This is a genomic window from Streptomyces sp. NPDC096152 (genome assembly GCF_044763235.1).
In the GTDB taxonomy this organism is placed as follows: domain Bacteria; phylum Actinomycetota; class Actinomycetes; order Streptomycetales; family Streptomycetaceae; genus Streptomyces.
On the sequence record NZ_JBIWFW010000001.1, the window covers coordinates 1,221,086 to 1,242,580 of the forward strand.

General features: G+C 72.2%; 20 protein-coding genes. 12 read left to right on the forward strand and 8 right to left on the reverse strand.

Going from position 1 to position 21,495, the window contains the following annotated elements; genetic code table 11:
- Positions 1-209: 209 nt before the first annotated feature.
- Positions 210-608, reverse strand: coding sequence for a DUF3099 domain-containing protein (locus tag ACIQ9G_RS05355; protein ID WP_403606588.1), 399 nt, complete (start codon positions 606-608; stop codon positions 210-212).
- Positions 609-854: 246 nt separating this feature from the next.
- Between ACIQ9G_RS05355 and ACIQ9G_RS05360 the strand changes: the two genes are divergently transcribed.
- Positions 855-1,148, forward strand: coding sequence for a GlsB/YeaQ/YmgE family stress response membrane protein (locus ACIQ9G_RS05360; protein ID WP_403606591.1), 294 nt, complete (start codon positions 855-857; stop codon positions 1,146-1,148).
- A gap of 78 nt (positions 1,149-1,226) precedes the next feature.
- Here ACIQ9G_RS05360 and tyrS read toward each other — a convergent pair whose 3' ends face one another.
- From tyrS to ACIQ9G_RS05375, 3 genes are all read right to left on the reverse strand, one after another.
- Positions 1,227-2,495: a tyrosine--tRNA ligase gene (gene tyrS, locus ACIQ9G_RS05365; RefSeq protein ID WP_403606593.1), complete on the reverse strand. Its 1,269-nt coding sequence runs from the start codon at positions 2,493-2,495 to the stop codon at positions 1,227-1,229.
- A 56-nt stretch (positions 2,496-2,551) separates the two neighbouring features.
- The gene (locus tag ACIQ9G_RS05370) at positions 2,552-3,946 is read right to left on the reverse strand and encodes a metallopeptidase TldD-related protein (RefSeq protein WP_403606596.1); all 1,395 of its coding nucleotides are present in this window, start codon (positions 3,944-3,946) and stop codon (positions 2,552-2,554) included.
- An 82-nt stretch (positions 3,947-4,028) separates the two neighbouring features.
- On the reverse strand, positions 4,029-5,552 hold the full coding sequence (locus tag ACIQ9G_RS05375) for a TldD/PmbA family protein (RefSeq protein WP_403606599.1): 1,524 nt from the start codon (positions 5,550-5,552) through the stop codon (positions 4,029-4,031).
- A gap of 253 nt (positions 5,553-5,805) precedes the next feature.
- Between ACIQ9G_RS05375 and fabG the strand changes: the two genes are divergently transcribed.
- From fabG to ACIQ9G_RS05390, 3 genes are all read left to right on the forward strand, one after another.
- Complete coding sequence (gene fabG / locus ACIQ9G_RS05380) at positions 5,806-6,525, forward strand: 3-oxoacyl-[acyl-carrier-protein] reductase (protein ID WP_356186607.1); 720 nt, start codon at positions 5,806-5,808, stop codon at positions 6,523-6,525.
- A 5-nt stretch (positions 6,526-6,530) separates the two neighbouring features.
- Positions 6,531-7,298: an enoyl-ACP reductase FabI gene (fabI, locus tag ACIQ9G_RS05385; protein ID WP_403606602.1), complete on the forward strand. Its 768-nt coding sequence runs from the start codon at positions 6,531-6,533 to the stop codon at positions 7,296-7,298.
- Positions 7,299-7,658: 360 nt separating this feature from the next.
- The gene (locus ACIQ9G_RS05390; protein WP_403606605.1) at positions 7,659-8,009 is read left to right on the forward strand and encodes a hypothetical protein; all 351 of its coding nucleotides are present in this window, start codon (positions 7,659-7,661) and stop codon (positions 8,007-8,009) included.
- Here ACIQ9G_RS05390 and ACIQ9G_RS05395 read toward each other — a convergent pair.
- Positions 7,987-8,679 (reverse strand): FadR/GntR family transcriptional regulator, encoded by a 693-nt coding sequence (locus tag ACIQ9G_RS05395; protein WP_403606608.1) that lies wholly within the window; start codon positions 8,677-8,679, stop codon positions 7,987-7,989. The two genes, ACIQ9G_RS05390 and ACIQ9G_RS05395, sit on opposite strands and share 23 nt — an antisense overlap.
- Positions 8,680-8,749: 70 nt before the next feature.
- On the opposite strand from ACIQ9G_RS05395, the gene ACIQ9G_RS05400 reads away from it, so the two are divergent.
- The 4 genes from ACIQ9G_RS05400 to ACIQ9G_RS05415 all read left to right on the forward strand — a co-directional run bounded on the left by ACIQ9G_RS05400 (position 8,750) and on the right by ACIQ9G_RS05415 (position 11,275).
- Entirely contained in the window at positions 8,750-10,063 is a 1,314-nt protein-coding gene (locus ACIQ9G_RS05400; RefSeq protein ID WP_403606611.1) for a CynX/NimT family MFS transporter, read from the forward strand.
- Positions 10,064-10,110: 47 nt separating this feature from the next.
- On the forward strand, positions 10,111-10,227 hold the full coding sequence (locus ACIQ9G_RS05405) for an SGM_5486 family transporter-associated protein (RefSeq protein WP_403606614.1): 117 nt from the start codon (positions 10,111-10,113) through the stop codon (positions 10,225-10,227).
- A gap of 214 nt (positions 10,228-10,441) precedes the next feature.
- Complete coding sequence (locus tag ACIQ9G_RS05410) at positions 10,442-10,648, forward strand: hypothetical protein (protein WP_403606617.1); 207 nt, start codon at positions 10,442-10,444, stop codon at positions 10,646-10,648.
- A 108-nt stretch (positions 10,649-10,756) separates the two neighbouring features.
- The gene (locus ACIQ9G_RS05415) at positions 10,757-11,275 is read left to right on the forward strand and encodes a SixA phosphatase family protein (RefSeq protein WP_403606620.1); all 519 of its coding nucleotides are present in this window, start codon (positions 10,757-10,759) and stop codon (positions 11,273-11,275) included.
- A gap of 158 nt (positions 11,276-11,433) precedes the next feature.
- Here the strand turns inward: ACIQ9G_RS05415 and serB are convergent, their stop codons facing one another.
- Together serB and ACIQ9G_RS05425 are read right to left on the reverse strand one after the other, a co-directional pair.
- A complete protein-coding gene (gene serB, locus ACIQ9G_RS05420) occupies positions 11,434-12,642 on the reverse strand; it encodes a phosphoserine phosphatase SerB (RefSeq protein ID WP_403606623.1) in 1,209 nt (402 codons plus the stop codon).
- A 194-nt stretch (positions 12,643-12,836) separates the two neighbouring features.
- Entirely contained in the window at positions 12,837-14,858 is a 2,022-nt protein-coding gene (locus tag ACIQ9G_RS05425; RefSeq protein ID WP_403606626.1) for a streptophobe family protein, read from the reverse strand.
- Positions 14,859-15,111: 253 nt separating this feature from the next.
- Between ACIQ9G_RS05425 and ACIQ9G_RS05430 the strand changes: the two genes are divergently transcribed.
- A complete protein-coding gene (locus ACIQ9G_RS05430) occupies positions 15,112-17,634 on the forward strand; it encodes an FHA domain-containing protein (protein WP_403606629.1) in 2,523 nt (840 codons plus the stop codon).
- A gap of 144 nt (positions 17,635-17,778) precedes the next feature.
- Here the strand turns inward: ACIQ9G_RS05430 and ACIQ9G_RS05435 are convergent, their stop codons facing one another.
- A complete protein-coding gene (locus ACIQ9G_RS05435) occupies positions 17,779-18,516 on the reverse strand; it encodes a transglycosylase SLT domain-containing protein (protein ID WP_403606632.1) in 738 nt (245 codons plus the stop codon).
- Between the two features lie 640 nt (positions 18,517-19,156).
- Here ACIQ9G_RS05435 and ACIQ9G_RS05440 point away from each other — a divergent pair.
- From ACIQ9G_RS05440 to ACIQ9G_RS05450, 3 genes are all read left to right on the forward strand, one after another.
- A complete protein-coding gene (locus ACIQ9G_RS05440) occupies positions 19,157-20,302 on the forward strand; it encodes a GAF domain-containing sensor histidine kinase (protein WP_403606635.1) in 1,146 nt (381 codons plus the stop codon).
- Entirely contained in the window at positions 20,295-20,936 is a 642-nt protein-coding gene (locus ACIQ9G_RS05445) for a response regulator (protein WP_403606638.1), read from the forward strand. The genes ACIQ9G_RS05440 and ACIQ9G_RS05445 overlap by 8 nt, the downstream gene beginning before the upstream one ends.
- Before the next feature lie 138 nt (positions 20,937-21,074).
- Positions 21,075-21,320 (forward strand): chaplin, encoded by a 246-nt coding sequence (locus ACIQ9G_RS05450; protein WP_403606641.1) that lies wholly within the window; start codon positions 21,075-21,077, stop codon positions 21,318-21,320.
- Positions 21,321-21,495 lie beyond the last annotated feature (175 nt).

The following is a 21,495-nucleotide window of genomic DNA, read 5'->3' on the forward strand; positions in this document are numbered from 1 at the left end:
TTCGTCTCACAGCCACGCAAACAAGGCGACGCCGAGCAGCCACGGGGGGAGCTGCCCGGCGTCGGTCTGTCGCTCCGACGGGGGATGCGGAGCGCGTACGAAGTATGTCACGGGTAACCCGCCCCCCGGCACCGGAACAACATGATTGATCTGAGCTTTTCTTGAGCTTGGCGTGCGCCGGGATTCCGGTTGTGGCACGTCAGTCGTGCTCACGCCCCGCTGGGCGGTTCCCTTCTCGCGTCCGCCGCCGGGTCCGCCGCCCCATCTTCCGGGTCGGACGCGGCGGAGCCGTCGTTCGTCCGAGGGGGCGAGATCATCGTCCGCATCGGCGTGGTCACGAAGGTCGAGGGGAGCGACGGTGCCCGCTCGCGCCCCGCGTTCGCGACGACCACGGCGATGTAGGGCAGCACCAGACCCAGCACCAGGGCCACGACCGCCACGTATCGTTCGACGCTCCAGAGGACCACCGCGAGGATCACCGACACCGTACGGATCGACATCGAGATGACGTAGCGGCGCTGCCGGGCGCGTACATCCTCCTGGAGGCCTGTCCGGGCTCCGGTGATCCGGAACACCTGGACGCTGCCGCCACCATGCTGCTTCCGCATCGCTTTCCACCATCCGCCCGCATCGGACACCGCCCGGCCCGTATCCGGTCCGCCCGGGCACGGACACCGGTCCGCCACAGCCACCACGTTACGCCGCGCCCGAGCGGCCCACGAGACCGGGTCGACCCCCGCCGGAGCGACCGCCTGCACGAACACCGCCCCGAACGGCCCGCGCGAAGTGCGCCCCCGGGCCGACACGCCGACACTGGGCGTAATGCTCACGTCGAGCCGTACGAGGAGGCAGCCATGGGCTGGTTGTGGGCGATCATCGTGGGATTCGTGCTCGGACTGATCGCCAAGGCGATCCTGCCCGGCAAGCAGCACAGCCCCCTCTGGCTGACCACCATCTTCGGCATGATCGGCGCCCTCATCGGCAACGCGCTCGCCCGCGCGTTCGGCGTCGAGGCCACCCCCGGCATCGACTGGACCCGGCATCTGTTCCAGCTCATCGCCGCGATCGTCGTCGTCGCACTCGGAGACATGGCGTACATGGCGTTGTGGGGCAACAAGAAGAAGCAGCGGGAACAGACGACCGCCTAGCCGGCCCTACGGCGAAGCGGACACGGCGAAGGGGACGGCTCGCGCGAGCCGTCCCCTTCGCCGTGTCACCGTGTCCGGTCAGGCGCCGGTGACCTCGACCGCCGCCAGGTTCTTCTTGCCCCGGCGCAGCACCAGCCAGCGGCCGTGCAGCAGGTCCTCCTTGGCGGGGACCTCGTCCTCGGCGGCGACCTTGACGTTGTTCACGTAGGCACCGCCCTCCTTGACCGTGCGACGCGCGGCCGACTTGCTGGCGACCAGCCCGACCTCGGCGAACAGGTCGACGACCGCACCGATCTCGGTGACCTGGACGTGCGGCACCTCGGACAGCGCCGCCGCCAGCGTCCGCTCGTCGAGCCCGGCCAGCTCGCCCTGGCCGAACAGCGCCCTGGACGCGGCGATCACCGCGGCCGTCTGGTCGGCGCCGTGCACCAGCGTGGTCAGCTCCTCCGCCAGCGCGCGCTGGGCCGCGCGGGCCTGCGGGCGCTCCTCCGTCTGCCGCTCCAGCTCCTCCAGCTCCTCGCGTGAGCGGAAGGACAGGATGCGCAGGTAGCGGGAGATGTCCCGGTCGTCCACGTTCAGCCAGAACTGGTAGAACGCGTACGGAGTCGTCATCTCCGGGTCGAGCCAGACGGCGCCGCCCTCGGTCTTGCCGAACTTGGTGCCGTCCGCCTTCGTCATCAGCGGCGTCGCCAGTGCGTGCACCTCGGCCTCCGGCTCCAGCCGGTGGATCAGGTCCAGGCCCGCCGTCAGGTTGCCCCACTGGTCGCTGCCACCCTGCTGGAGCGTGCAGCCGTAGCGCCGGAAGAGCTGGAGGAAGTCCATGCCCTGGAGGATCTGGTAGCTGAACTCCGTGTAGCTGATGCCCTGGTCGGACTCCAGGCGCCGGGCGACGGAGTCCTTGGTCAGCATCTTGTTGACGCGGAAGTGCTTGCCGATGTCGCGCAGAAACTCGATCGCGGACAGGTTCTGCGTCCAGTCGAGGTTGTTCACCATGACCGCCGCGTTCTCGCCCTCGAAGGACAGGAACGGCTCGATCTGGTGGCGCAGCTTCTCCACCCAGCCGGCGACCGTCTCCGGGTCGTTCAGCGTGCGCTCCGCCGTGGGGCGGGGGTCGCCGATCAGACCGGTGGCACCGCCGACCAGCGCCAGCGGCCGGTGACCGGCCTGCTGGAGCCGCCGCACGGTGAGCACCTGCACCAGGTGCCCCACGTGCAGCGACGGCGCCGTCGGGTCGAAACCGCAATAGAACGTCACGGGACCGTCCGCGAGCGCCTTGCGCAAAGCGTCCTCGTCGGTGGACAGGGAGAACAGCCCCCGCCACTTCAGCTCGTCGACGATGTCCGTCACGGTTCTCGTGTCTCCTCGATGATCCTCGGGCAGTCGGGTGACAGCCGCCTACGAGGTTATACGCCCTGGCTGACAGAGCTCATATTGAAATCCGGGACGCGCAGCGCGGGCATCGCGGCCCGGGTGAAGTAGTCGCTCCACTCCCGCGGCAGCGTCTTCTCGGTCCGCCCGGCCTCGGTCGCCCGGCCCAGCAGGTCCACCGGCGACTCGTTGAACCGGAAGTTGTTGACCTCCCCGGTCACCTCGCCGTTCTCGACCAGGTACACCCCGTCCCGGGTCAGCCCCGTCAGCAGCAGCGTCGCCGGGTCCACCTCGCGGATGTACCACAGGCAGGTCAGCAGCAGCCCCCGCTCGGTGCCGGCCACCATCTCCTCCAGGGAGCGCTCGCCGCCGCCGTCCAGGATCAGGTTCCCGGCCGCCGGCGCCACGGGCAGGCCGGTCAGGCCCGCGCTGTGCCGGGTGGTCGTCAGACGCTTCAGCTCGCCGCCGCCGACCCAGTCGGTGGCGTGCACGGGAAGCCCGTTGTCGAACACCGACTGGTCCCCGCCGGAGGAGTGCGCCACCACGAACGGCGCGCACTCCAGCCCGGGCTCGTTCGGGTCGCTGCGCAGGGTCAGCGGCAGCTCGCCGAGCTTCTCGCCCAGGCGCGTGCCACCGCCCGGCCGGGAGAACACCGTCCGCCCCTCGGCCGCGTCCCGGCCGGAGGAGGACCAGTACTGGTAGATCAGCAGGTCCGCGACCGCGCTCGGCGGCAGCAGCGTCTCGTACCGGCCCGCGGGAAGCTCGATCCGCCGCTCCGCCCAGCCCAGCCGTACGGCCAGCTCCGCGTCCATCGTCGCCGGGTCGACGTCCTTGAAGTCCCGCGTGGACCGGCCCGCCCACGCCGAGCGGGTACGGTCCGGCGACTTGGCGTTCAGCTCCAGCGTGCCGTTGGGCTGGTCGTGCCGCAGGCGCAGCCCGGTCGAGGTGGCGAGATAGGTCGACACCAACTCGTGGTTGGCGAAGCCGTACAGTTCGCGGCCGCCGGCCCGCGCGCGGGCGAAGGACTCGCCGAGCGCCGGCGCGAAGTCGGCGAACACCGCCGACGAGGTCTCCGCGGGGCCGTCCGTGAAGTCGGGGGACTCCGGTACGTCCCGCACCAGGGGCTGCGCGTCCTCGGCGGGCCCGGCGCCGCGCGCGGCGGCCTCGGCTGCCCGCACCAGCGGCTCCAGCTCCTCCGCGGTCACGGCGGACCGCGACACCACGCCCGAGGCGGTGCCCTCCTTGCCGTCGACGGTCGCGACGACGGTCAGCGTGCGCCCGCGGGTGACGCCGTTGGTGGTCAGCGCGTTGCCCGCCCAGCGCAGGTTGGCCGTGGAGTGCTCGTCGGCGATCACGACGCAGCCGTCGGCCCGGGACAGCTCCAGGGCGCGCTCGACGATCTCGTGCGGCTTGTTCGTGCGCGGGCTCATCGACCGGCCTCCTGCGTCGTGTTCAGACTGTGCTTTCCCGGGGGACGACCCCCGGACCCCCGGCCGTTTTCGATGCGGGCGTTCATCGACCGGCCTCCTGCGTCGTGTTCAGAATGTTGACGCCCCTGAAGAGGGCGGACGGGCAGCCGTGAGACACCGAAGCGACCTGCCCCGGCTGGGCCTTTCCGCAGTTGAAAGCCCCTCCCAGCACGTAGGTCTGAGGGCCTCCGACGGCGTCCATGGAGCCCCAGAACTGGGGAGTGACCCCCTGATATGCAAAGTCCCGGACCTGCCCCACGAGGCGGCCGTTCCGGATCATGTATGCCCTCTGACCCGTGAACTGGAAGTTGTAGCGCTGCATGTCGATGGACCAGGAGCGGTCCCCGACGACGTAGATGCCCCGGTCGACGCCGCCGATGAGGTCCTCGGTCGACATCCCGGCCGGGTCCGGCCGGAGCGAGACGTTGGCCATGCGCTGGACGGGCACATGCCCGGGGGAGTCCGCGAAGGCGCACCCGTTGGACCGCTCGAACCCGGTCAGCCGCGCGATCCTGCGGTCCAGCTGGTAACCGACCAGCGTGCCGTCCTTCACCAGGTCCCAGGACTGCGCCTCGACGCCCTCGTCGTCGTAGCCGACGGTCGCCAGGCCGTGCTCGGCGGTGCGGTCGCCGGTGACGTTCATCAGCTCCGAGCCGTACCGCAGCTTGCCGAGCTGGTCGAAGGTGGCGAAGGAGGTGCCGGCGTAGGCGGCCTCGTAGCCGAGGGCGCGGTCCAGCTCGGTGGCGTGCCCGATGGACTCGTGGATCGTCAGCCACAGGTTGGAGGGATCGACCACCAGGTCGTACAGGCCGGGATCGACGCTCGGTGCCCGCATCTTCTCGGCCAGCAGCTCCGGGATCCCGGCCAGCTCGGCGTCCCAGTCCCAGCCGGTACCGGTCAGGTACTCCCAGCCGCGCCCCGCCGGCGGCGCCAGCGTCCGCATGGAGTCGAACTCCCCGCTGGACTCGTCCACCGACACGGCCGTCAGCTGCGGATGCAGCCGCACCCGCTGCTGCGTGGTCACGGTGCCCGCGGTGTCGGCGTAGAACTTGTTCTCGTGCACGGTGAGCAGCGAGGCGTCGACGTGGTCGACGCCGTCGGCCGCCAGCAGCCGCGCGCTCCAGTCGGCCAGCAGCGCCGACTTCTCCTCGTCGGGCACGGAGAACGGGTCGATCTCGTACGACGAGACCCACGTCCTGTCGGCGTGCACCGGCTCCCCGGCCAGCTCGACGTGCTCGTCCGACCCGGCCGCCCTGATCACCTGCGCGGACAGCTTCGCCATCGCCACGGCCTGCGACGCGACCTTGGCGGCGGCGTCCGGCGTCAGGTCCACACCGGAGGCGAACCCCCAGGTCCCGCCGTGCACGACCCGCACCGCGTACCCCAGGTCGGTGGTGTCCGACGACCCGGAGGGCCGCGCGTCCCGGAACCGCCAGGACGCGCCGCGCACCCGCTCGAACCGGAAGTCCGCGTGCTCGGCACCGAGGGAACGCGCCCGCGCGAGGGCGGCGTCGGCCAGGGGGCGTAGCGGAAGCGCCGTGAACGCTTCGTCGATGGAATGAGGCACCGAGGTCTCTCCCTGTCGTCGTGACCTGTGGTTCCTCCGATCATGGCGCGCCGGGTGACCGGCGGACCACACCTTTCGGGCCGAGGCCACTGTTTTCTGTAGGGACTCGACAGTGAGTCCCCCGCGCCACTGTCGGTGCCCGATTGTCCGCGGACGCGGCCCGACCGATAGGTTTTTCGGTGAAGCCGCCTGTCATCCACGTGTTCGGGCGGGCTGCCGGAACGCTTCAGACCGCTATCGAAAGGGTGATCCGTTGAGCCGCTCGGTTCTCGTCACCGGAGGCAACCGGGGCATCGGCCTCGCCATCGCCCGCGCGTTCGCCGACGCCGGCGACAACGTCGCCATCACGTACCGCTCGGGGGAGCCGCCGGCCGCCCTCACGGAACTGGGCTGCCTCGCCGTCCGGTGCGACATCACCGACCCCGAGCAGGTGGAGCAGGCCTACAAGGAGATCGAGGCCCAGCACGGCCCGGTCGAGATCCTGATCGCCAACGCCGGGGTCACCAAGGACCAGCTGCTGATGCGCATGTCCGAGGAGGACTTCACCTCGGTCATCGACACCAACCTCACCGGCACCTTCCGCGTCGTCAAGCGCGCCAACCGCGGCATGCTGCGGGCCAAGAAGGGCCGTGTCGTCCTGATCTCCTCGGTCGTCGGGCTGCTCGGCTCGGCGGGGCAGGCGAACTACGCCGCCTCCAAGGCCGCCCTGGTCGGCTTCGCGCGTTCCCTCGCCCGTGAGCTGGGCTCGCGCAACATCACCTTCAACGTCGTCGCCCCCGGCTTCGTCGACACCGACATGACCCGCGCGCTGGACGACGAGCAGCGCGAGGCGATCATGTCGCAGGTGCCGCTCGGCCGGTACGCGCAGCCGGAGGAGATCGCCGCGACGGTGCGGTTCCTCGCCTCGGACGACGCCTCGTACATCACTGGAGCCGTCATCCCCGTTGACGGCGGACTGGGAATGGGTCACTGATCACCATGAGCGGAATTCTCGAGGGCAAGCGCGTCCTGATCACCGGTGTGCTGATGGAGTCCTCCATCGCCTTCCACACCGCCAAGCTGGCCCAGGAGCAGGGCGCCGAGATCATCCTCACCGCGTTTCCGCGGCCCACCCTGACCGAGCGCATCGCCAAGAAGCTGCCGAAGCCCACCAAGGTCATCGAGCTCGACGTCACCAACGACGAGCACCTCGGGCGCCTGGCCGACGTCGTCGGCGAGGAGCTGGGCGGCCTCGACGGTGTCGTCCACTCCATCGGCTTCGCCCCGCAGGACGCCCTCGGCGGCAACTTCCTCAACACGCCGTTCGAGTCGGTCGCCACCGCCATGCACGTCTCGGCGTTCTCCCTGAAGTCGCTGACCATGGCCTGCCTGCCGCTGATGCAGAACGGCGGCTCGGTCGTCGGCCTCACCTTCGACGCCCAGTACGCCTGGCCCCAGTACGACTGGATGGGCCCGGCCAAGGCCGCCCTGGAGGCCACCAGCCGCTACATGGCGCGCGACCTCGGCAAGCAGAACATCCGCTGCAACCTCATCTCCGCCGGCCCGATCGGCTCCATGGCCGCCAAGTCCATCCCGGGCTTCGGCGAGCTGGCCTCGGTGTGGGACACCCGCGCGCCGCTGGAGTGGGACCTGAAGGACCCGGAGCCGGCCGGCAAGGGTGTCGTCGCCCTGCTGAGCGACTGGTTCCCGAAGACCACCGGCGAGATCATCCACGTCGACGGCGGTCTGCACGCCATCGGTGCCTGACCGCCGCACACCGCCGCCGCCCGACCGCCGCACACCGTCGGTGTCCGGGCACCGCGCGCCGTCGCCGCCCGGCCGTCGCCGCTGAGGCCGGCCCGGCGGCCACGAGGCCCGCACCCGTTCAGGGGCGGGCCTTCGGCGTTCCCGGGGCGCGCGCTCCAGGGTCTCCGGCCATGGCCGCGGCCACGGCCGCGAGGGTGACGGCCGGGGGCCGTCGGGCCCCGCGCCCGGCGCGGGCGCGGTCCGCTCGGCGTCACCCGTTCGGCCCACCTGGAGGGGCGGGCGGAGCAGGCGGCCGGGCACGCTGGTGGGGCGCGGCCCGCCCCCGCCCGTCCTCCCCAGCTCGGCCGAGGAGGTTCCCTTGTGCGCCTGTCCCGCAGCGTGGCCTCAATAACCGTTGCCGTGTCCCTCGTACTGTCCCTGCCGTTCGAGGCGCTGCCTCAGCCGCGCGGGCGCGCGGAGCCACCCGCGGCGTCCGAGCCGTTCGGCGCGACCTGCCGGACCGCCGTCACCGGCTCCCGGGTGACCGCCTACTGCCACAACCCGTATCCGGAGACCGACCGCGTCAGCCTGCACGTCGAGTGCGCCCGCTGGTGGGACCTGGACAGCGACGGCTCACCGGTGGACACCGGCCCCGCGCAGACCGTACGGCTGACCGGGCGCTGCTGGGAGGAGGTCCGCTCGGCGTGGGTCAGTCACGGGCGGGCGGGCTGAACCGGCCGGGGCGGCACAGGAGCGGGTAGCTCGCGGCCTCCTCGGCCGCCGCCTCGGCGTCCCCCGCGCGGATCGCGTCGAGCAGCCGCGTGTGGTCCATGTACGTCTCCGGGGTCAGCTCCTCGCCGACGTCCGCGCGCAGCCAGTCCCGCAGCACCTCGCCGAGGTCGGCGTACATCGCGGTCATCACGTCGTTGTGGGAGGCCGCGACCACCGCCAGGTGGAAGGTCGCGTCCGCCGTCACGAAGGCCTCCGCCGCACCGGACCCCCAGGCCTCCTCGCGCCGCAGCAGCAGCGCGTCGAGCTGCTTGAGGTCCCTCTCGGTGCGGCGCCCGGCGGCCAGCCTCGCCGCCGCGGACTCCAGCGTGGAGCGCAGCTCGGCGATGTGCCGGGGATCGGCGTCGGCGAAGCGGCGGTGCATCACCCCCGCCAGCTCACTGGTCGCCACGACGTAGGTGCCGGAGCCCTGGCGGATGTCCAGCAGGCCGTTGTGGGCGAGCGCCCGGACGGCCTCGCGGACGGTGTTGCGCGCGACCCCGAGCTGCTCCACCAGCTCGGGCTCGGTCGGGATACGGGATCCGACCGGCCACTCGCCCGAGGTGATCTGGTTCCGCAGCGCGGCGATGACCTGCTCGGACAGTGCCGAGCGGCGCGGATGGCTCAGGGGCATGACACACCTTCGCACGTACGGCCGGGGAGACGGACCCCCGACCATGGACAACCAATCATCCCATGATTCTATGATGGACCTCATGGCCAGCGAGGAAGCCCGGACAACGACGCCTACGACCGAACGGCCCCCGGCCGCCACCACCGCCCCGCGGAAGGGCGGGGGAGCGTCCCCGGCGTCCCCGAGCGCGTGGACGATGCGCCTGGTCGTCGCCGGCATCATGCTGTCCGCCCTGAACCTGCGTCCCGCCATCACCAGCGCCGGCGCGCTCCTGGAGGAGATCCGCCACGGGCTCGGCATGAGCGGCGGCGTGGCCGGCCTGCTCACCTCGGTGCCCCCGTTCTGCTTCGCCGTCTTCGGGGGCATGGCGCCCCGGCTGGCCCGCCGCGTCGGACCCGCCGCCGTGGTCTGCGCCGGCATGGCCGCGATCAGCGCCGGGCTCCTCATACGCCCGTACGCGGGCAGCACCCCCGCCTTCCTGGCCGCCAGCGCCCTCGCGCTCATGGGCATCGCGGTCGGCAACGTCCTGATGCCGGTCATCGTCAAGCGCTGGTTCCCCGACCGCGTCGGCTCCATGACCGGCCTGTACTCGATGGCCCTCGCCTTCGGCACCTCGTCCGCGGCCGCGCTGACGGTGCCCCTGACCGGGGCGCTCGGCGGGAACTGGCAGCCGGGCCTCGCCGTGTGGGCGGCGCTCGCGGCGCTCGCCGTGCTGCCGTGGCTGCCACTGCTCCGGGACCGGGGGACGGCGCCCGCCCCGGCTGCCCACGAACCCGCGCGGGAGGAACGGCCGACCACCCTGCGCATCACGCGCAGCCGCACCGCCTGGGCGCTGGCGGTCTTCTTCGGCCTCCAGGCCACCGCCGCCTACATCGCCATGGGCTGGATGGCGCAGATCTTCCGCGACGCGGGCGTGCCCGCCGGCCAGGCCGGAGTGCTGCTCGCCGTGACGATGGTGATGGGCGTACCGCTGGCCTTCGTCATCCCGCGGGTGGCCACCCGGCTGCCCCACCAGGGGCCCATCGTCCTCGTGCTCGGCGTCTGCGGTCTCGCCGGCTACGCGGGCCTGTACCTCGCACCGGCCGCGGGCGCCTGGGCCTGGGCCGTCCTGATCGGCGTGTCGAACTGCGCCTTCCCGCTGGCGCTCACCATGGTCGGGATGCGGGCCCGGACCGGAGCGGGCGTGGCCCAGCTGTCGGCCTTCGCCCAGAGCACCGGCTATCTGATCTCCATCCCGGGCCCCCTGCTGGTCGGCGTGCTCTACCAGGGCAGCGGTGGCTGGGGACTGCCGATCGCGCTGATGAGCGCGCTGATGGTGCCCCAGATGGCGGTCGGCTGCCTGGCGGGACGCGACCGCACGGTGGAGGACGAGGCCGCGCGCTGACCCGCCCCCGCGACGGCGTCCCGGGCGCGGGGTGCGAGACTGGCCCCATGCCAGTGCTCGACCCGAACCCCCCGAACGGCCAGAAGAAGATGCTGCTCGTCTTCGGCTCGTTCTTCGCCATCTTCGTCGTCATCGCCGTCATCGCGACCCTCGCGTCCCCCTGACCGTGTCCTGACCGCGTCGCCTTCCGCTGCCGTGGGCCGTGGTGGGCCCGGCCCCACCGCACGGGTGGGGATGGCCCCACCGTCCCCTAGGGGGTGAGGCTCAGGGTCGAGTGGGTGGATCACCGGATGGGCCGAGGGGCGCGTCGTCCGTAGTTTCTGAGGAGTGGCCGCGCGAGGCGGATCACGGACCACTCGGCGACCCGCGGAGGAACCCATGCCGGCGCACACGCACACCCGGCCCCGCCCGGCGACCACCGGCGGCGCCGGCACCCGCCTGCCCTGGTGGGCCCTGGCCCTGCCCGCCCTGGCCTTCGCCGCCCTGCTCGCCCTGATGCTGAACCCGTCGAACGCCCATGCGGCCACCGGCGACCCCGCGGTCACCCAGCTGCTCCAGCGCGCCCAGGAACTGATCGCCCGCTGATACGGCGCCGGGCCGCCCGGCCGGGCCCCGCCGGTACCGGGTGAAACCCGAGAATCCGCATGTCAACTCCCTGCGCCACATGGCCTGTTTCATGCGAAGCTGGGTCACATGAGCGTCGCAGAACCCCGCAGGATTGTCCTCTTCCGGCATGCGAAAGCCGACTGGCCACAGGTGTCCGACCACGAGCGGCCGCTCGCTGAGCGGGGCCGTATGGACGCCGCAGTCGCCGGGCGCAAGCTGGCCGACAGTGGTCTTCCCTTCGATCTAGCCCTGTGCTCCACGTCGGTCCGGACCCGCGAGACCTGGAAGCTCGCCGTCCACGAGCTGCCGCACCGGCCGAAAACGGTCTACGAGGAGCGGATCTACGAGGCCTCGCCCGGTGAGCTGATCTCCGTGCTCAACGAGACCCCGGACGACGTGCAGACCGTGATCCTGATCGGCCACAACCCCGGTGTCCAGGGGCTGGCCGAGGTCCTGTCCGATTCCGCCGAGCCCGAGGCCCGCGAATGGATGCGCCGCCGGGGCTTCCCGGCCGCCGCCTTCGCCGTGCTCTCCTTCGACGGCTCCTGGAAGAGCCTCGAACCGGCCACGGCATCGCTCGACTCCTACTGGGCGCCCTCGGAGTAGCCGGAAGGACCAGTCTCGGCGCAGGCACGCAGGCACGCAGGCACGCAGGCACGCAGGCACGCAGGCACGCAGGCCGCGCAGACACGCAGGCCCGGTACCGCGCAGGTGCCGGGCCTGCGCGCGATCACCGGGCCGGGCCCGGGCCGCCCGTCCGCCGCTCAGGCCTCTTCGTGCGCGTCCGCCGTCTCGACCTCTTCGCGGGTCACGCCGAGCAGGTACAGGACCGTGTCGAGGAACGGCACGTTCACCGCGGTGTGCGCCGCCTCCCGCACCACCGGCTTGGCGTTGAAGGCGACCCCGAGACCGGCCGCGTTCAGCATGTCCAGGTCGTTGGCGCCGTCGCCGATCGCCACGGTCTGCACCAGCGGCACGCCCGCCTCCGCGGCGAACCGGCGCAGCAGCCGCGCCTTGCCCGCCCGGTCCACGATCTCGCCGGTGACCCGGCCCGTCAGCCTCCCGTCGACGATCTCCAGCGTGTTGGCCTGGGCGAAGTCCAGCCCCAGCCGCTCCTTCAGATCGTCCGTGACCTGGGTGAAGCCGCCCGACACCACACCGACCTGGTAGCCGAGCCGCTTGAGTGTACGGATCAGGGTGCGGGCGCCCGGCGTCAGCCGCACCTCGCTGCGCACCTTGTCCACCACCGAGACGTCCAGCCCCTTCAGCAGCGCCACCCGCGCGTGCAGCGACTGCTCGAAGTCGAGCTCCCCGCGCATCGCGGCCGCCGTCACCTCGGCCACCTGGTCCTCGCAGCCGGCGTGCGCGGCGAAGAGCTCGATCACCTCGTCCTGGATGAGCGTGGAGTCCACGTCCATGACGACCAGGCGCTGCGCCCGCCGGTGCAGGCCCGCCGAGACGACCGCGACATCGACGCCGAGCGCCGCCGCGTCGGTCACCAGGGCGGTGCGCAGCGGCTCCGTCTCCACGCCGGACACCGCGAACTCGACCGCCGTCACCGGGTACTTGGCCAGCCGGAAGATACGGTCGATGTTGCCGCCGGTCCTGGTGATCCGCGCGGCGATCTGGGCGGTCGCCTCCGCCGTGAGGGGGTGACCGAGGACGGTGACCAGGGAGCGCCCGAGACCGCGCGGCCGGTTGTCGCCCCGGCCGGAGATGATCTCCGCCTGCAGCTTCATCGACTCGGCCCAGCTGTGTACGGTGGAGCGCAGATCGCCCTCCAGACCGGCCGGCGGCTGGGTCACGAGCGCGCAGAGCACGATCCGGCCACGGGTGACGACCTGCTCGATGTCGACCACGTCGACGGAGTAGGCGGCGAGGGTGTCGAAGAGTCCGGCCGTGATGCCCGGCCTGTCCTTCCCGAAGATCTTGACGAGAAGGGTGAGGTCGTCGGAGGTCTGCGAAGCGCTCATGGTGTTTCCACCGTATCCGGCACGCCGTGCCTTCTGCCCCTCAGGTCCGCCTGACGGACACGGAACTCTGCGCGTCCGCAAGGTGGCGGGCACCCGACGGCACGGCCACGTCCGGGAGCACGCGTCGGCGCCGGGCGCCGGGCCGTCCCCGCGCGCCGCGCCGTCCCCGGCCGGCCCGGTTCGTCCGTCCCGGCTCAGGGCTTCCTCCCGGGGGGCCGCGGGGGCGCCGGTGGGGGAGGAGGCGGGCCGTCGTCCGGCGGAGGCGGTGGCCAGTCCCCGGGACGGCGCGGCGGGGGGCGCCGCGGCGGGCGTGGGGGCGGCGGGACCGGCCCGATCATCGTGGGGGCGCCGGACACGTCGTCGCCGGGCGGCCGGGCGTCCTCCGGCTCGCGCGACTCGTCGGGCACCCGAAGGTACGGATTGGTGTCCGGGTTCGGCGGACGGTAGGGCGTGCCGGGCGCGTACGGCCCGGCCGGTCCCGCACCTTCCGGACGCGCGCTCCCTTCCGCCGCCGGCCGCCCCCGTGCGCCCCGGCCCTGTCCAGGGTCGCCCCGGCCCGGCGCCGGTTCGGCCCGGCTCCGTCCCCGTTTCCCGGGAGCCCACCCCGGTACCGCCGGAAGCCGCGCCGCTTCCGCCGCGCCCGCCTCCACACCTGCTGGAGGCCGCCCGCGCATGTCGCCCGGCGCCAAAGGCGTTGAGGGCGAAGGCCGTTGCGCGGCCGGTGCCGCCCGGCGCCCCGCGGAGCCGGTCGCGTGGGCCAGCAGCGCCCCGGCCGCCCCCGCCCCGGCACCCCAGACGGCACCCAGCACGAACGCCGTGCCCAGGTGGCCGTGCAGTTCGATCCCGGCGCCGAAGGCGTCGAAACCCAGCACCGACAGCGAGGCCCCGACGGACACACCCGTCAGCCGGACGAGCAGCGGGAACGCCAGCGCGCTCACGACACCCAGCCGCAGCGCGCACCACCCCGCGAAACCGAGCGCACCGGAACGCCGTACGCCCCCCGAGACGGCGTACGAGGCGGCACCCGGGACGTCGTCCGGGACACCACCCCGTGCCCGTCCCGCCGCCGGGACGCCACCACCCGCGAGCCCCGCCGCCAAGGCCCCGACCCACGGCGTCCGCACCGCCGTCAGCACCCCCGCCAGCAGCATCATCAGCGCCGCCGCGAGGCCCAGCAGCCACACCCGGCCGTCCAGTTCGGCCAGGCGCCCCAGCGTGACCTGCCGGTCGGCGTGCACGGTCAGCAGCCGGTCCAGGGGATCGGGCAGCAGCCTGGCCAGTTCGCCGGTCGCCCTGCCGTCCCACGGGACGAACAGGCCGAGCGGGATGCCGATCCCCACCCCGTTGGGCGCGCCGAGCAGCGCGGCCCCGGCGATCCGCCCGGGACGGTCGTCGCCGAGCGCCGCGTACCCCGCCGCCGCGAGCCCCGCCGCCACCGCCACCAGCAGCACGGTGACGAGCGCGGACGCGGCGGGCCGCACCACCCGGTGCACGGCGTCCCAGCCGGGCGGCAGGGGAGCGCGGCGCGAGGCGAGCAGCGCGATCAGCAGGATCCCGGCCGACCAGGCGAGCCCGCCGAGCAGCGTGGGCGCCGTGTCGACGCGGAAACCGACCGCCGCCTTGGCGTCGATGAGCCTGCCGATGCCGTCGGGCAGCAGACCACCGATGTCTCCCAGCTCGCCGAGGCCCGGGATGCTCACCTTCCCCGACCCTCCGCCGCCCGGCAGCCGGTCCAGCCCGAGCGCGCCCCCGTCGATCGTGACGACGTCGTGCCCCGCCCAGGCCAGGCCGCCCAGCGTCGCCAGGAAGAGCGCCACCACCGCGCCCGCGCGGGCGGCGAGTTCGGCGGGCGCGATCACAACTCCCGCGCCGCGCAGGGACCGTAGGAAGAACCAGGACAGGAGGAGCGCGCCGACCAGGCTCACGCCCAGTGGCGTGATCTCGATGGCGGTGTGCGCCTGCGCGCCTTCCAGGCCGAACGCGGACACGTCGCCGGACGGCGTCACCGAACCACCCGCCCCCAGAGCCACCACCGCCGCGGTCATCGGCCCGAGCGACCCCGCCGAGTCGGCTCCGAGCAGATGCAGGCCGAGCGCGGCCGTCGCCGCCATTCCCACCAACGCCCAGCTCACAGCGGCGATCGCGGACACCAGCACGTCCGCCCACGCCACCCGGGCGCGCCGCCCCGTCGTTCCGGCTTCCGTGCCGACACCCATGGCAGACCCCCCGATCCGCGGCGCGACGCGGCCGTCGCGCATGTCCCCCTCGCGGGGGAATACCACTCTCCGGCCCGGTTTCAACCCCGTCAACGGAAACGGTCCGAGCGCGGCCACGACTCTTCACGAGGCCCGAGCACGAGGCCCGGCTTTCGGTCAGAGGGCGGAGCCTGGAATAGTTCCCCACGATGTTCGACATCCCTAGACTCCCTGTGTTGGGGATTATTCGGGGGACAACTCAGTGGGGCATGGAGTGCCGGAACTCGTACTGGAATCAAACGGACGTACCTGGACGCTCGACTCGTCCAGGCCATACACCCTCGGACGCGATCCGCAGGGAGACATCGCCTTCGACGACGCCAGGGTCTCCTGGCGTCACGCCACCGTCAGCTTTAACGGCCGCAGTTGGGTCATCGAGGACCACGGCAGCACCAACGGCACGTTCGTGCGCGGCCAGCGGGTCCACCAGCTGGAGATCGGCCCCGGCACGGCGGTGTACCTCGGCAACGCGACCGACGGCCCGCGGCTGAACCTCTCCGGCGCCGCGGCCGCGGTGTCCACGCCGCAGGCCCAGCCCCAGCAGCCGTACGCCGCCCAGGGCGCGGGGGCCGGCTGGGCGGGGCAGACGCCGGAGCAGCAGGCGCTGCAGGCCGGTTGGCAGCAGTCGGCGCAGCAGCAGGCGCCGAACGCGCCGTCGATCCCGCAGCAGCAGGGCCCCGGCGGTGGCGCGGGGGCGCCGCCGGTCTACGGCGACCGCAGCCCGACCACGTTCCACCAGTTCTCGCTCGGCCGCGTGATGCGCATCGGCCGCGCCCTGGAGAACGACCTGGTCGTCTCCGACCTCCAGGTCTCCCGCAACCACGCCGAGTTCCACGCCACGCCCGACGGCCGCATGGAGATCCGCGACCTCGGCTCCCACAACGGCACGTACGTCAACGGCCAGCCGATCCCCAAGGGCGGCTCGGTGCAGCTGGGCCCGACCGACATCGTCGGCGTCGGCCACTCGACGTTCCGGATCGTCGGCGACCGGCTCGAGGAGTTCGTCGACACCGGTGAGGTCTCCTTCTCGGCCCGCCACCTCACCGTCACGGTCGACGGCGGCAAGCAGATCCTCAAGGACGTCTCCTTCGGCGTCCCGGAGAAGTCGCTCATCGCGGTCATCGGACCGTCCGGTTCCGGCAAGTCGACGCTGCTCAAGGCGCTGACGGGGTACCGACCGGCCAACCAGGGCGACGTCCTGTACGACAACCGCAACCTGTACAAGCAGTTCGCCGAGCTGCGGCAGCGCATCGGTCTGGTCCCGCAGGACGACATCCTGCACAAGGAGCTGAGCGTCAAGAAGGCCCTCACATACGCGGCCAAGCTGCGCTTCCCGGCCGACACCACGGCCGCCGAGCGCGAGGCCCGCATCGACGAGGTGCTGCGCGAGCTGAAGCTCGACATCCACAAGGACAAGAAGGTCACCTCGCTCTCCGGCGGCCAGCGCAAGCGGGTGTCCGTGGCCCTCGAGCTGCTCACCAAGCCGTCGCTGATCTTCCTGGACGAGCCGACCTCCGGCCTCGACCCGGGCATGGACCGCGACGTCATGCAGCTGCTGCGCGGCCTCGCCGACGACGGCCGTACGGTCCTGGTCGTCACCCACTCCGTGGCCGAGCTGGCGATCTGCGACAAGCTCCTGGTGATGGCGCCGGGCGGCTCCGTCGCCTACTTCGGGCCGCCGGAGGAGGCGCTGAACTTCTTCGGCTACGACAGCTGGGCCGACGTCTTCTCCGCCTTCGAGAACTACCGCGACTACGACTGGGCGGGACGCTGGAAGGGCTCGCAGCACTACCAGATGTACGCCGCGGACATCGACGCGGTCGCCCCGCAGTCCGTACACATGCCTCCGCCGCAGGCGATGAAGCCGCCCAAGCCGCAGGGCTGGGGCTCGCAGCTGCTGACGCTGATCCGGCGGTACGTGGCGGTCATCGCCTCCGACAAGGGCTTCCTGGCGCTGACGGTGATCCTGCCGGCGGTGCTCGGCGCGGTCAGCCTGCTGATCGACTCCGACAAGGGACTGCTGGTCAACCCGGTCAACCCGCGCACCGGCGTGCCCATCCCGAACGGCACGGCGACCACGGTCCTCCTGATCCTCGCGGTCGGCGCGTGCTTCGCGGGCGCCGCGAACTCCGTGCGTGAGCTGATCAAGGAACGGGTCATCTACGAGCGGGAGCGCGCGACCGGCCTGTCCCGCTCGGCGTACCTGATGTCCAAGGTGGTCGTGCTCGGCGCCGTCACCGTGCTGCAGGGCCTGATGGTCGGCGTGATCGGCTTCTCCAGCCGGGAGATCCCCGGCAAGGGCCTGATCCTGGGCAGCGCGACGCTGTTCGAGCTGTGCCTGCCGATCATGGCGCTCGGCTTCACCTCGATGATGTTCGGCCTGGTCATCTCCTCGCTGGTGAAGACCGCCGAGAAGACCATGCCGCTGCTGGTCATGTTCGCGATCATCCAGGTGGTCTTCACGGGCTGCCTCTTCACCCTGAACGGCACCGTCGGCGTCAACCAGTTCTCGTACCTGATGCCGTCGCGCTGGGCGGTGGCCGCCGCGGGCACCACGCTGGACTTCAACAACATCGCCCCGAACGCGGACGACCCGACCAACACGGACCCGCTGTGGGACCACCAGGCCTCGGCCTGGGGCCTCGACATGTTCGCGCTGATCGTGCTCGGCGTCGTGTGCGGCTTCCTGGTGGCGCGCTTCCTGCGCCGCCACGAGCCGGAGGTCATGCGCAAGTAGCCGCGTGTGCGGCGCCCGGACGACGGCGAAGGGCACCCGCACGACGGCCCGTAGGACGGCCCGTACGACGCGAAGGGCGGCACCCCCCGACGGGGTGCCGCCCTTCCGGCGTGTTCAGCGAGTCCTCAGAGGTCCGCGCCGACCTCAGTACGCGCTGTTCACGTTGTCGATCGAGCCGTACTTGTCGGCCGCGTAGTTGGCGGCGGCGACGATGTTGGCGACCGGGTCGTAGATGTTCGCCGACGTGCCGGTGACGCGGTACGCCTCGAAGGTGGGCGGGATGACCTGCAGCAGGCCCTTCGACGGGATGCCGTTGACAGCGTTGACGTCCCAGCCGTTGATGGCGTTCGGGTTGCCGGAGGACTCACGCATGATGTTGCGGTGCAGGCCGCTGTAGGAGCCCGGGATGTTGTGCCGGTCCATGATGTCCAGCGCCTCCCGGATCCAGCCGTTCAGGTTGTTGCCGTAGGTCTTGCCGGCGGCGACCGGGGCCATCTTCGGGCGCTGCGCGGACCGGGCGGCGGCCGCCTTGGCCTTGCGGGCCGCCTCGGCCTTGCGCTCGGCGGCGGCCTTCCTCGCGGCGGCCTCGGCCTTCTGCTTCGCGGCGGCCTGGACAGCCTGCTTCCTGGCCGCGATCGCCTGGACCTTCAGGCTGTCGTCCGCGAGCTGGTCGGTGACGCTCGCCTTGATGTCCTTGATCGGCTCGGAGCTGAACTTCACCGGAGCCGGGGCAGCCGCCTCGGACGTGGTCGTGTCGGCCTGGCTGGGCGCGGCCGAGAAGGCCAGAGCGGCGGCACCGAGCGTGGCGGCGCCGGCCAGGGCGACCTTGTGGGCCTGGTTCAGGGAACGACTGCGGCGGCGAATGTTGAGCTTGTCGAGCATGGCGAAATAGACCTCGTGGGGTAGCGCGGAGGTCGCTCTCCGGACTGCGGGGGGCCTGGCCCGGCCCGCACGAACGTGGGCCCCGAACCCACGGCGCTGAGCGACGTGAGCCATTCTTAGCGGCGGCAAAAACCCGAGGCAAAGATGTGATGTACGAAGGGCGATAGTGGATCGCGAACGGACAAAACGGGACAGACGAGGGTGTCTGTCCCGTTCACCGGGGGGTCGAGCGTCTCCTATGTCCGTTCGTACGTGATGCGCACCCTATGTGCGTCCTCACATCGGACCGACTCCGCTCTCACCGGCAGTTGCCGGTGCAACGCACTGCGTGAGTGGCGCGACCGCCTCCCGCAGCGGTGGGGCGGGGCCTCTGCTGCCGCTCTCGGCGGCCCCTCGCCCACCGGTATCCCACCCCGGGCACTCCGCGCTCCGGTGCCACCACGGGATCCGTCCCTGACACGGCTGCCCGGATCACACCCTCGGAAACGCTGGGGGGTATACGGCCCGGATCGCGGATCGCGGATCGCGTCCCGCGGGTCACGGACCGCGGGCCCCGGCCCCGGGTCCTAGGTCCAGCGCCCCGGGCCGGGGCCGCCCCGGGCCCGATCCCGGGGGCGCACCCCGCCGGTACCGTGAGGGCATGAGTCACGGCCCCCGGTCCGGCCTCGCCGCGGTGAGCTCCGCGCTGCTGGCCATGAGCAGGCACCTGGAAGTGCGCGACGTGCTGAAGACGATCGTCGCCTCGGCCCGTGAGCTGCTCGACGCCCAGTACGCGGCCCTCGGCGTCCCGGACGACCACGGCGGCTTCGCCCAGTTCGTGGTCGACGGCGTCAGCGACGAGCAGTGGCGGGCCATCGGCCCGCTCCCGCGCCAGCACGGCATCCTCGCCGCGATGCTGCACCAGGACCGGGCCGAGCGCCTCGCCGACGTCCGCAAGGACCCGCGCTTCGAGGGCTGGCCGGCCGCCCACCCGGAGATGTCCGACTTCCTCGGCCTGCCCATCCGCGACGGCGACGAGGTCATCGGCGCGCTGTTCCTCGCCAACAAGAGCTGCCCGAAGCCGGAGGGCAGCTGCGGCTTCACCGAGGAGGACGAGGAACTGCTGTCGATCCTCGCCCAGCACGCGGCCATCGCGCTCACCAACGCCCGCCTCTACGAACGCAGCCGCGAACTGACCATCGCCGAGGAGCGCTCCCGCCTCGCGCACGAACTGCACGACGCCGTCAGCCAGAAGCTGTTCTCCCTGCGCCTGACCGCCCAGGCCGCCGCCGCCCTCGTCGACCGTGACCCGGCGCGCGCCAAGGGCGAACTCCAGCAGGTGGCCGCGCTCGCCGCCGAGGCCGTCGACGAACTGCGGGCGGCCGTCGTGGAGCTGCGCCCCGCAGCCCTCGACGAGGACGGGCTGGTCGCCACCCTCCGTACCCAGATCCAGGTCCTCGACCGCGCCCACACCGCGCGCGTGACCTTCGCCGCCCGCGCCTTCCGCGCCCTGCCGGCCGCGCAGGAGGAGGCCATGCTCCGGGTCGCCCAGGAGGCCCTGCACAACGCGCTGCGCCACTCCGGAGCGGACCGCGTGGACGTCACCCTGGACCGCCACGGCTGCGGCGCGGTGCTGCGGGTCACCGACGACGGCGGCGGCTTCGACCCGCACGCGGTGCGCAGCGCCGGACGCCACCTCGGCCTGGTCTCCATGCGGGACCGGGCGAGCGGGGCCGGCGGCACCCTGACAGTGGAATCGGCGCCCGGCAAGGGCACCCTGATCGAGATGGAGGTTCCCGGTGGCTGACGCGATCAGGGTGCTGCTCGTCGACGACCACCAGGTGGTCCGCCGCGGACTGCGCACCTTCCTGGAGGTGCAGGACGACATCGCGGTCGTGGGCGAGGCGGCGGACGGCGCCGCGGGCGTCGCCCTGGCCGAGGAGCTGAGGCCGGACGTGGTCCTCATGGACGTCAAGATGCCGGTCATGGACGGCGTGGACGCGCTGCGCCGGCTGCGCGAACTGGACAACCCCGCACGGGTGCTGATCGTCACCAGCTTCACGGAGCAGCGCACGGTGGTCCCGGCCCTCCGTGCGGGCGCCGCCGGCTACGTGTACAAGGACGTGGACCCGGACGCGCTCGCGGGCGCCATCCGGTCGGTGCACGCGGGGCACATCCTGCTGCAACCCGAGGTGGCGGGCGCGCTGTTGTCCCAGGACGAGACCAACTCCGGCCAGGGCAGGGGCGGTTCGCTCACGGACCGGGAGCGCGAGGTGCTCGGTCTGATAGCGGACGGCCGCTCCAACCGCGAGATCGCCCGCGCCCTGGTGCTCTCCGAGAAGACCGTCAAGACGCATGTGTCGAACATCCTGATGAAACTCGACCTGGCGGACCGCACCCAGGCCGCCCTGTGGGCCGTACGCCACGGGGCGACCGGCTGACCCGGAAGGTTCCGCTCCGGGCTGAGATTCATACCGTCGTGGGAATGTCCCCCGGATGGCGCATCCTCCGCGGATCTCCGCCGTTCTCCAGTGCGTGCCGCGGTGATCGCCGCGGCAGTCACCAGGAGGGGTTAAGAAGTGAAGAACCTGAAGAAGGCAGCGGCCGTGACGATGGTGGCCGGCGGGCTGGTGGCCGCCGCCTCCGGCATGGCCTCCGCCACCGACGGCGCGTGGGCGGGCGGCAAGGCCGCGGGCTCGCCGGGCGTCGTCTCGGGCAATGTGATCCAGGCCCCGGTCCACATCCCGGTCAACGCCGTCGGCAACACCGTCAACGTCATCGGCGCCCTGAACCCGGCCTTCGGCAACCTGGGCCTCAACCACTGACCTGCCCCTCGCACCACCGTCGACGCCCCGGCCTCCCGGCCCCACCCGGGAGGCCGTCCGAAGGCGCGCTTCCAGACGCGAGCCGACGAGACGCTCGGCGCGGCCGAGGCGCGCTTCCAGGCGGGGCCCGCCGAATTCAGCCCGTCCGCCGCCTTTCAGCCCGTCCGGCGTTTGA

What these genes read in the sequence shown, in the direction of transcription:
- ACIQ9G_RS05355 (WP_403606588.1), bottom strand. Translation starts at nt 608, where the DNA reads ATGCGGAAGCAGCATGGTGGCGGCAGCGTCCAGGTGTTCCGGATCACC.
- ACIQ9G_RS05360 (WP_403606591.1), top strand. Translation starts at nt 855, where the DNA reads ATGGGCTGGTTGTGGGCGATCATCGTGGGATTCGTGCTCGGACTGATC.
- ACIQ9G_RS05370 (WP_403606596.1), bottom strand. Translation starts at nt 3,946, where the DNA reads ATGAGCCCGCGCACGAACAAGCCGCACGAGATCGTCGAGCGCGCCCTG.
- fabI (WP_403606602.1), top strand. Translation starts at nt 6,531, where the DNA reads ATGAGCGGAATTCTCGAGGGCAAGCGCGTCCTGATCACCGGTGTGCTG.
- ACIQ9G_RS05395 (WP_403606608.1), bottom strand. Translation starts at nt 8,679, where the DNA reads ATGCCCCTGAGCCATCCGCGCCGCTCGGCACTGTCCGAGCAGGTCATC.
- ACIQ9G_RS05400 (WP_403606611.1), top strand. Translation starts at nt 8,750, where the DNA reads ATGATGGACCTCATGGCCAGCGAGGAAGCCCGGACAACGACGCCTACG.
- ACIQ9G_RS05405 (WP_403606614.1), top strand. Translation starts at nt 10,111, where the DNA reads ATGCCAGTGCTCGACCCGAACCCCCCGAACGGCCAGAAGAAGATGCTG.
- ACIQ9G_RS05410 (WP_403606617.1), top strand. Translation starts at nt 10,442, where the DNA reads ATGCCGGCGCACACGCACACCCGGCCCCGCCCGGCGACCACCGGCGGC.
- ACIQ9G_RS05415 (WP_403606620.1), top strand. Translation starts at nt 10,757, where the DNA reads ATGAGCGTCGCAGAACCCCGCAGGATTGTCCTCTTCCGGCATGCGAAA.
- serB (WP_403606623.1), bottom strand. Translation starts at nt 12,642, where the DNA reads ATGAGCGCTTCGCAGACCTCCGACGACCTCACCCTTCTCGTCAAGATC.
- ACIQ9G_RS05425 (WP_403606626.1), bottom strand. Translation starts at nt 14,858, where the DNA reads ATGGGTGTCGGCACGGAAGCCGGAACGACGGGGCGGCGCGCCCGGGTG.
- ACIQ9G_RS05435 (WP_403606632.1), bottom strand. Translation starts at nt 18,516, where the DNA reads ATGCTCGACAAGCTCAACATTCGCCGCCGCAGTCGTTCCCTGAACCAG.
- ACIQ9G_RS05440 (WP_403606635.1), top strand. Translation starts at nt 19,157, where the DNA reads ATGAGTCACGGCCCCCGGTCCGGCCTCGCCGCGGTGAGCTCCGCGCTG.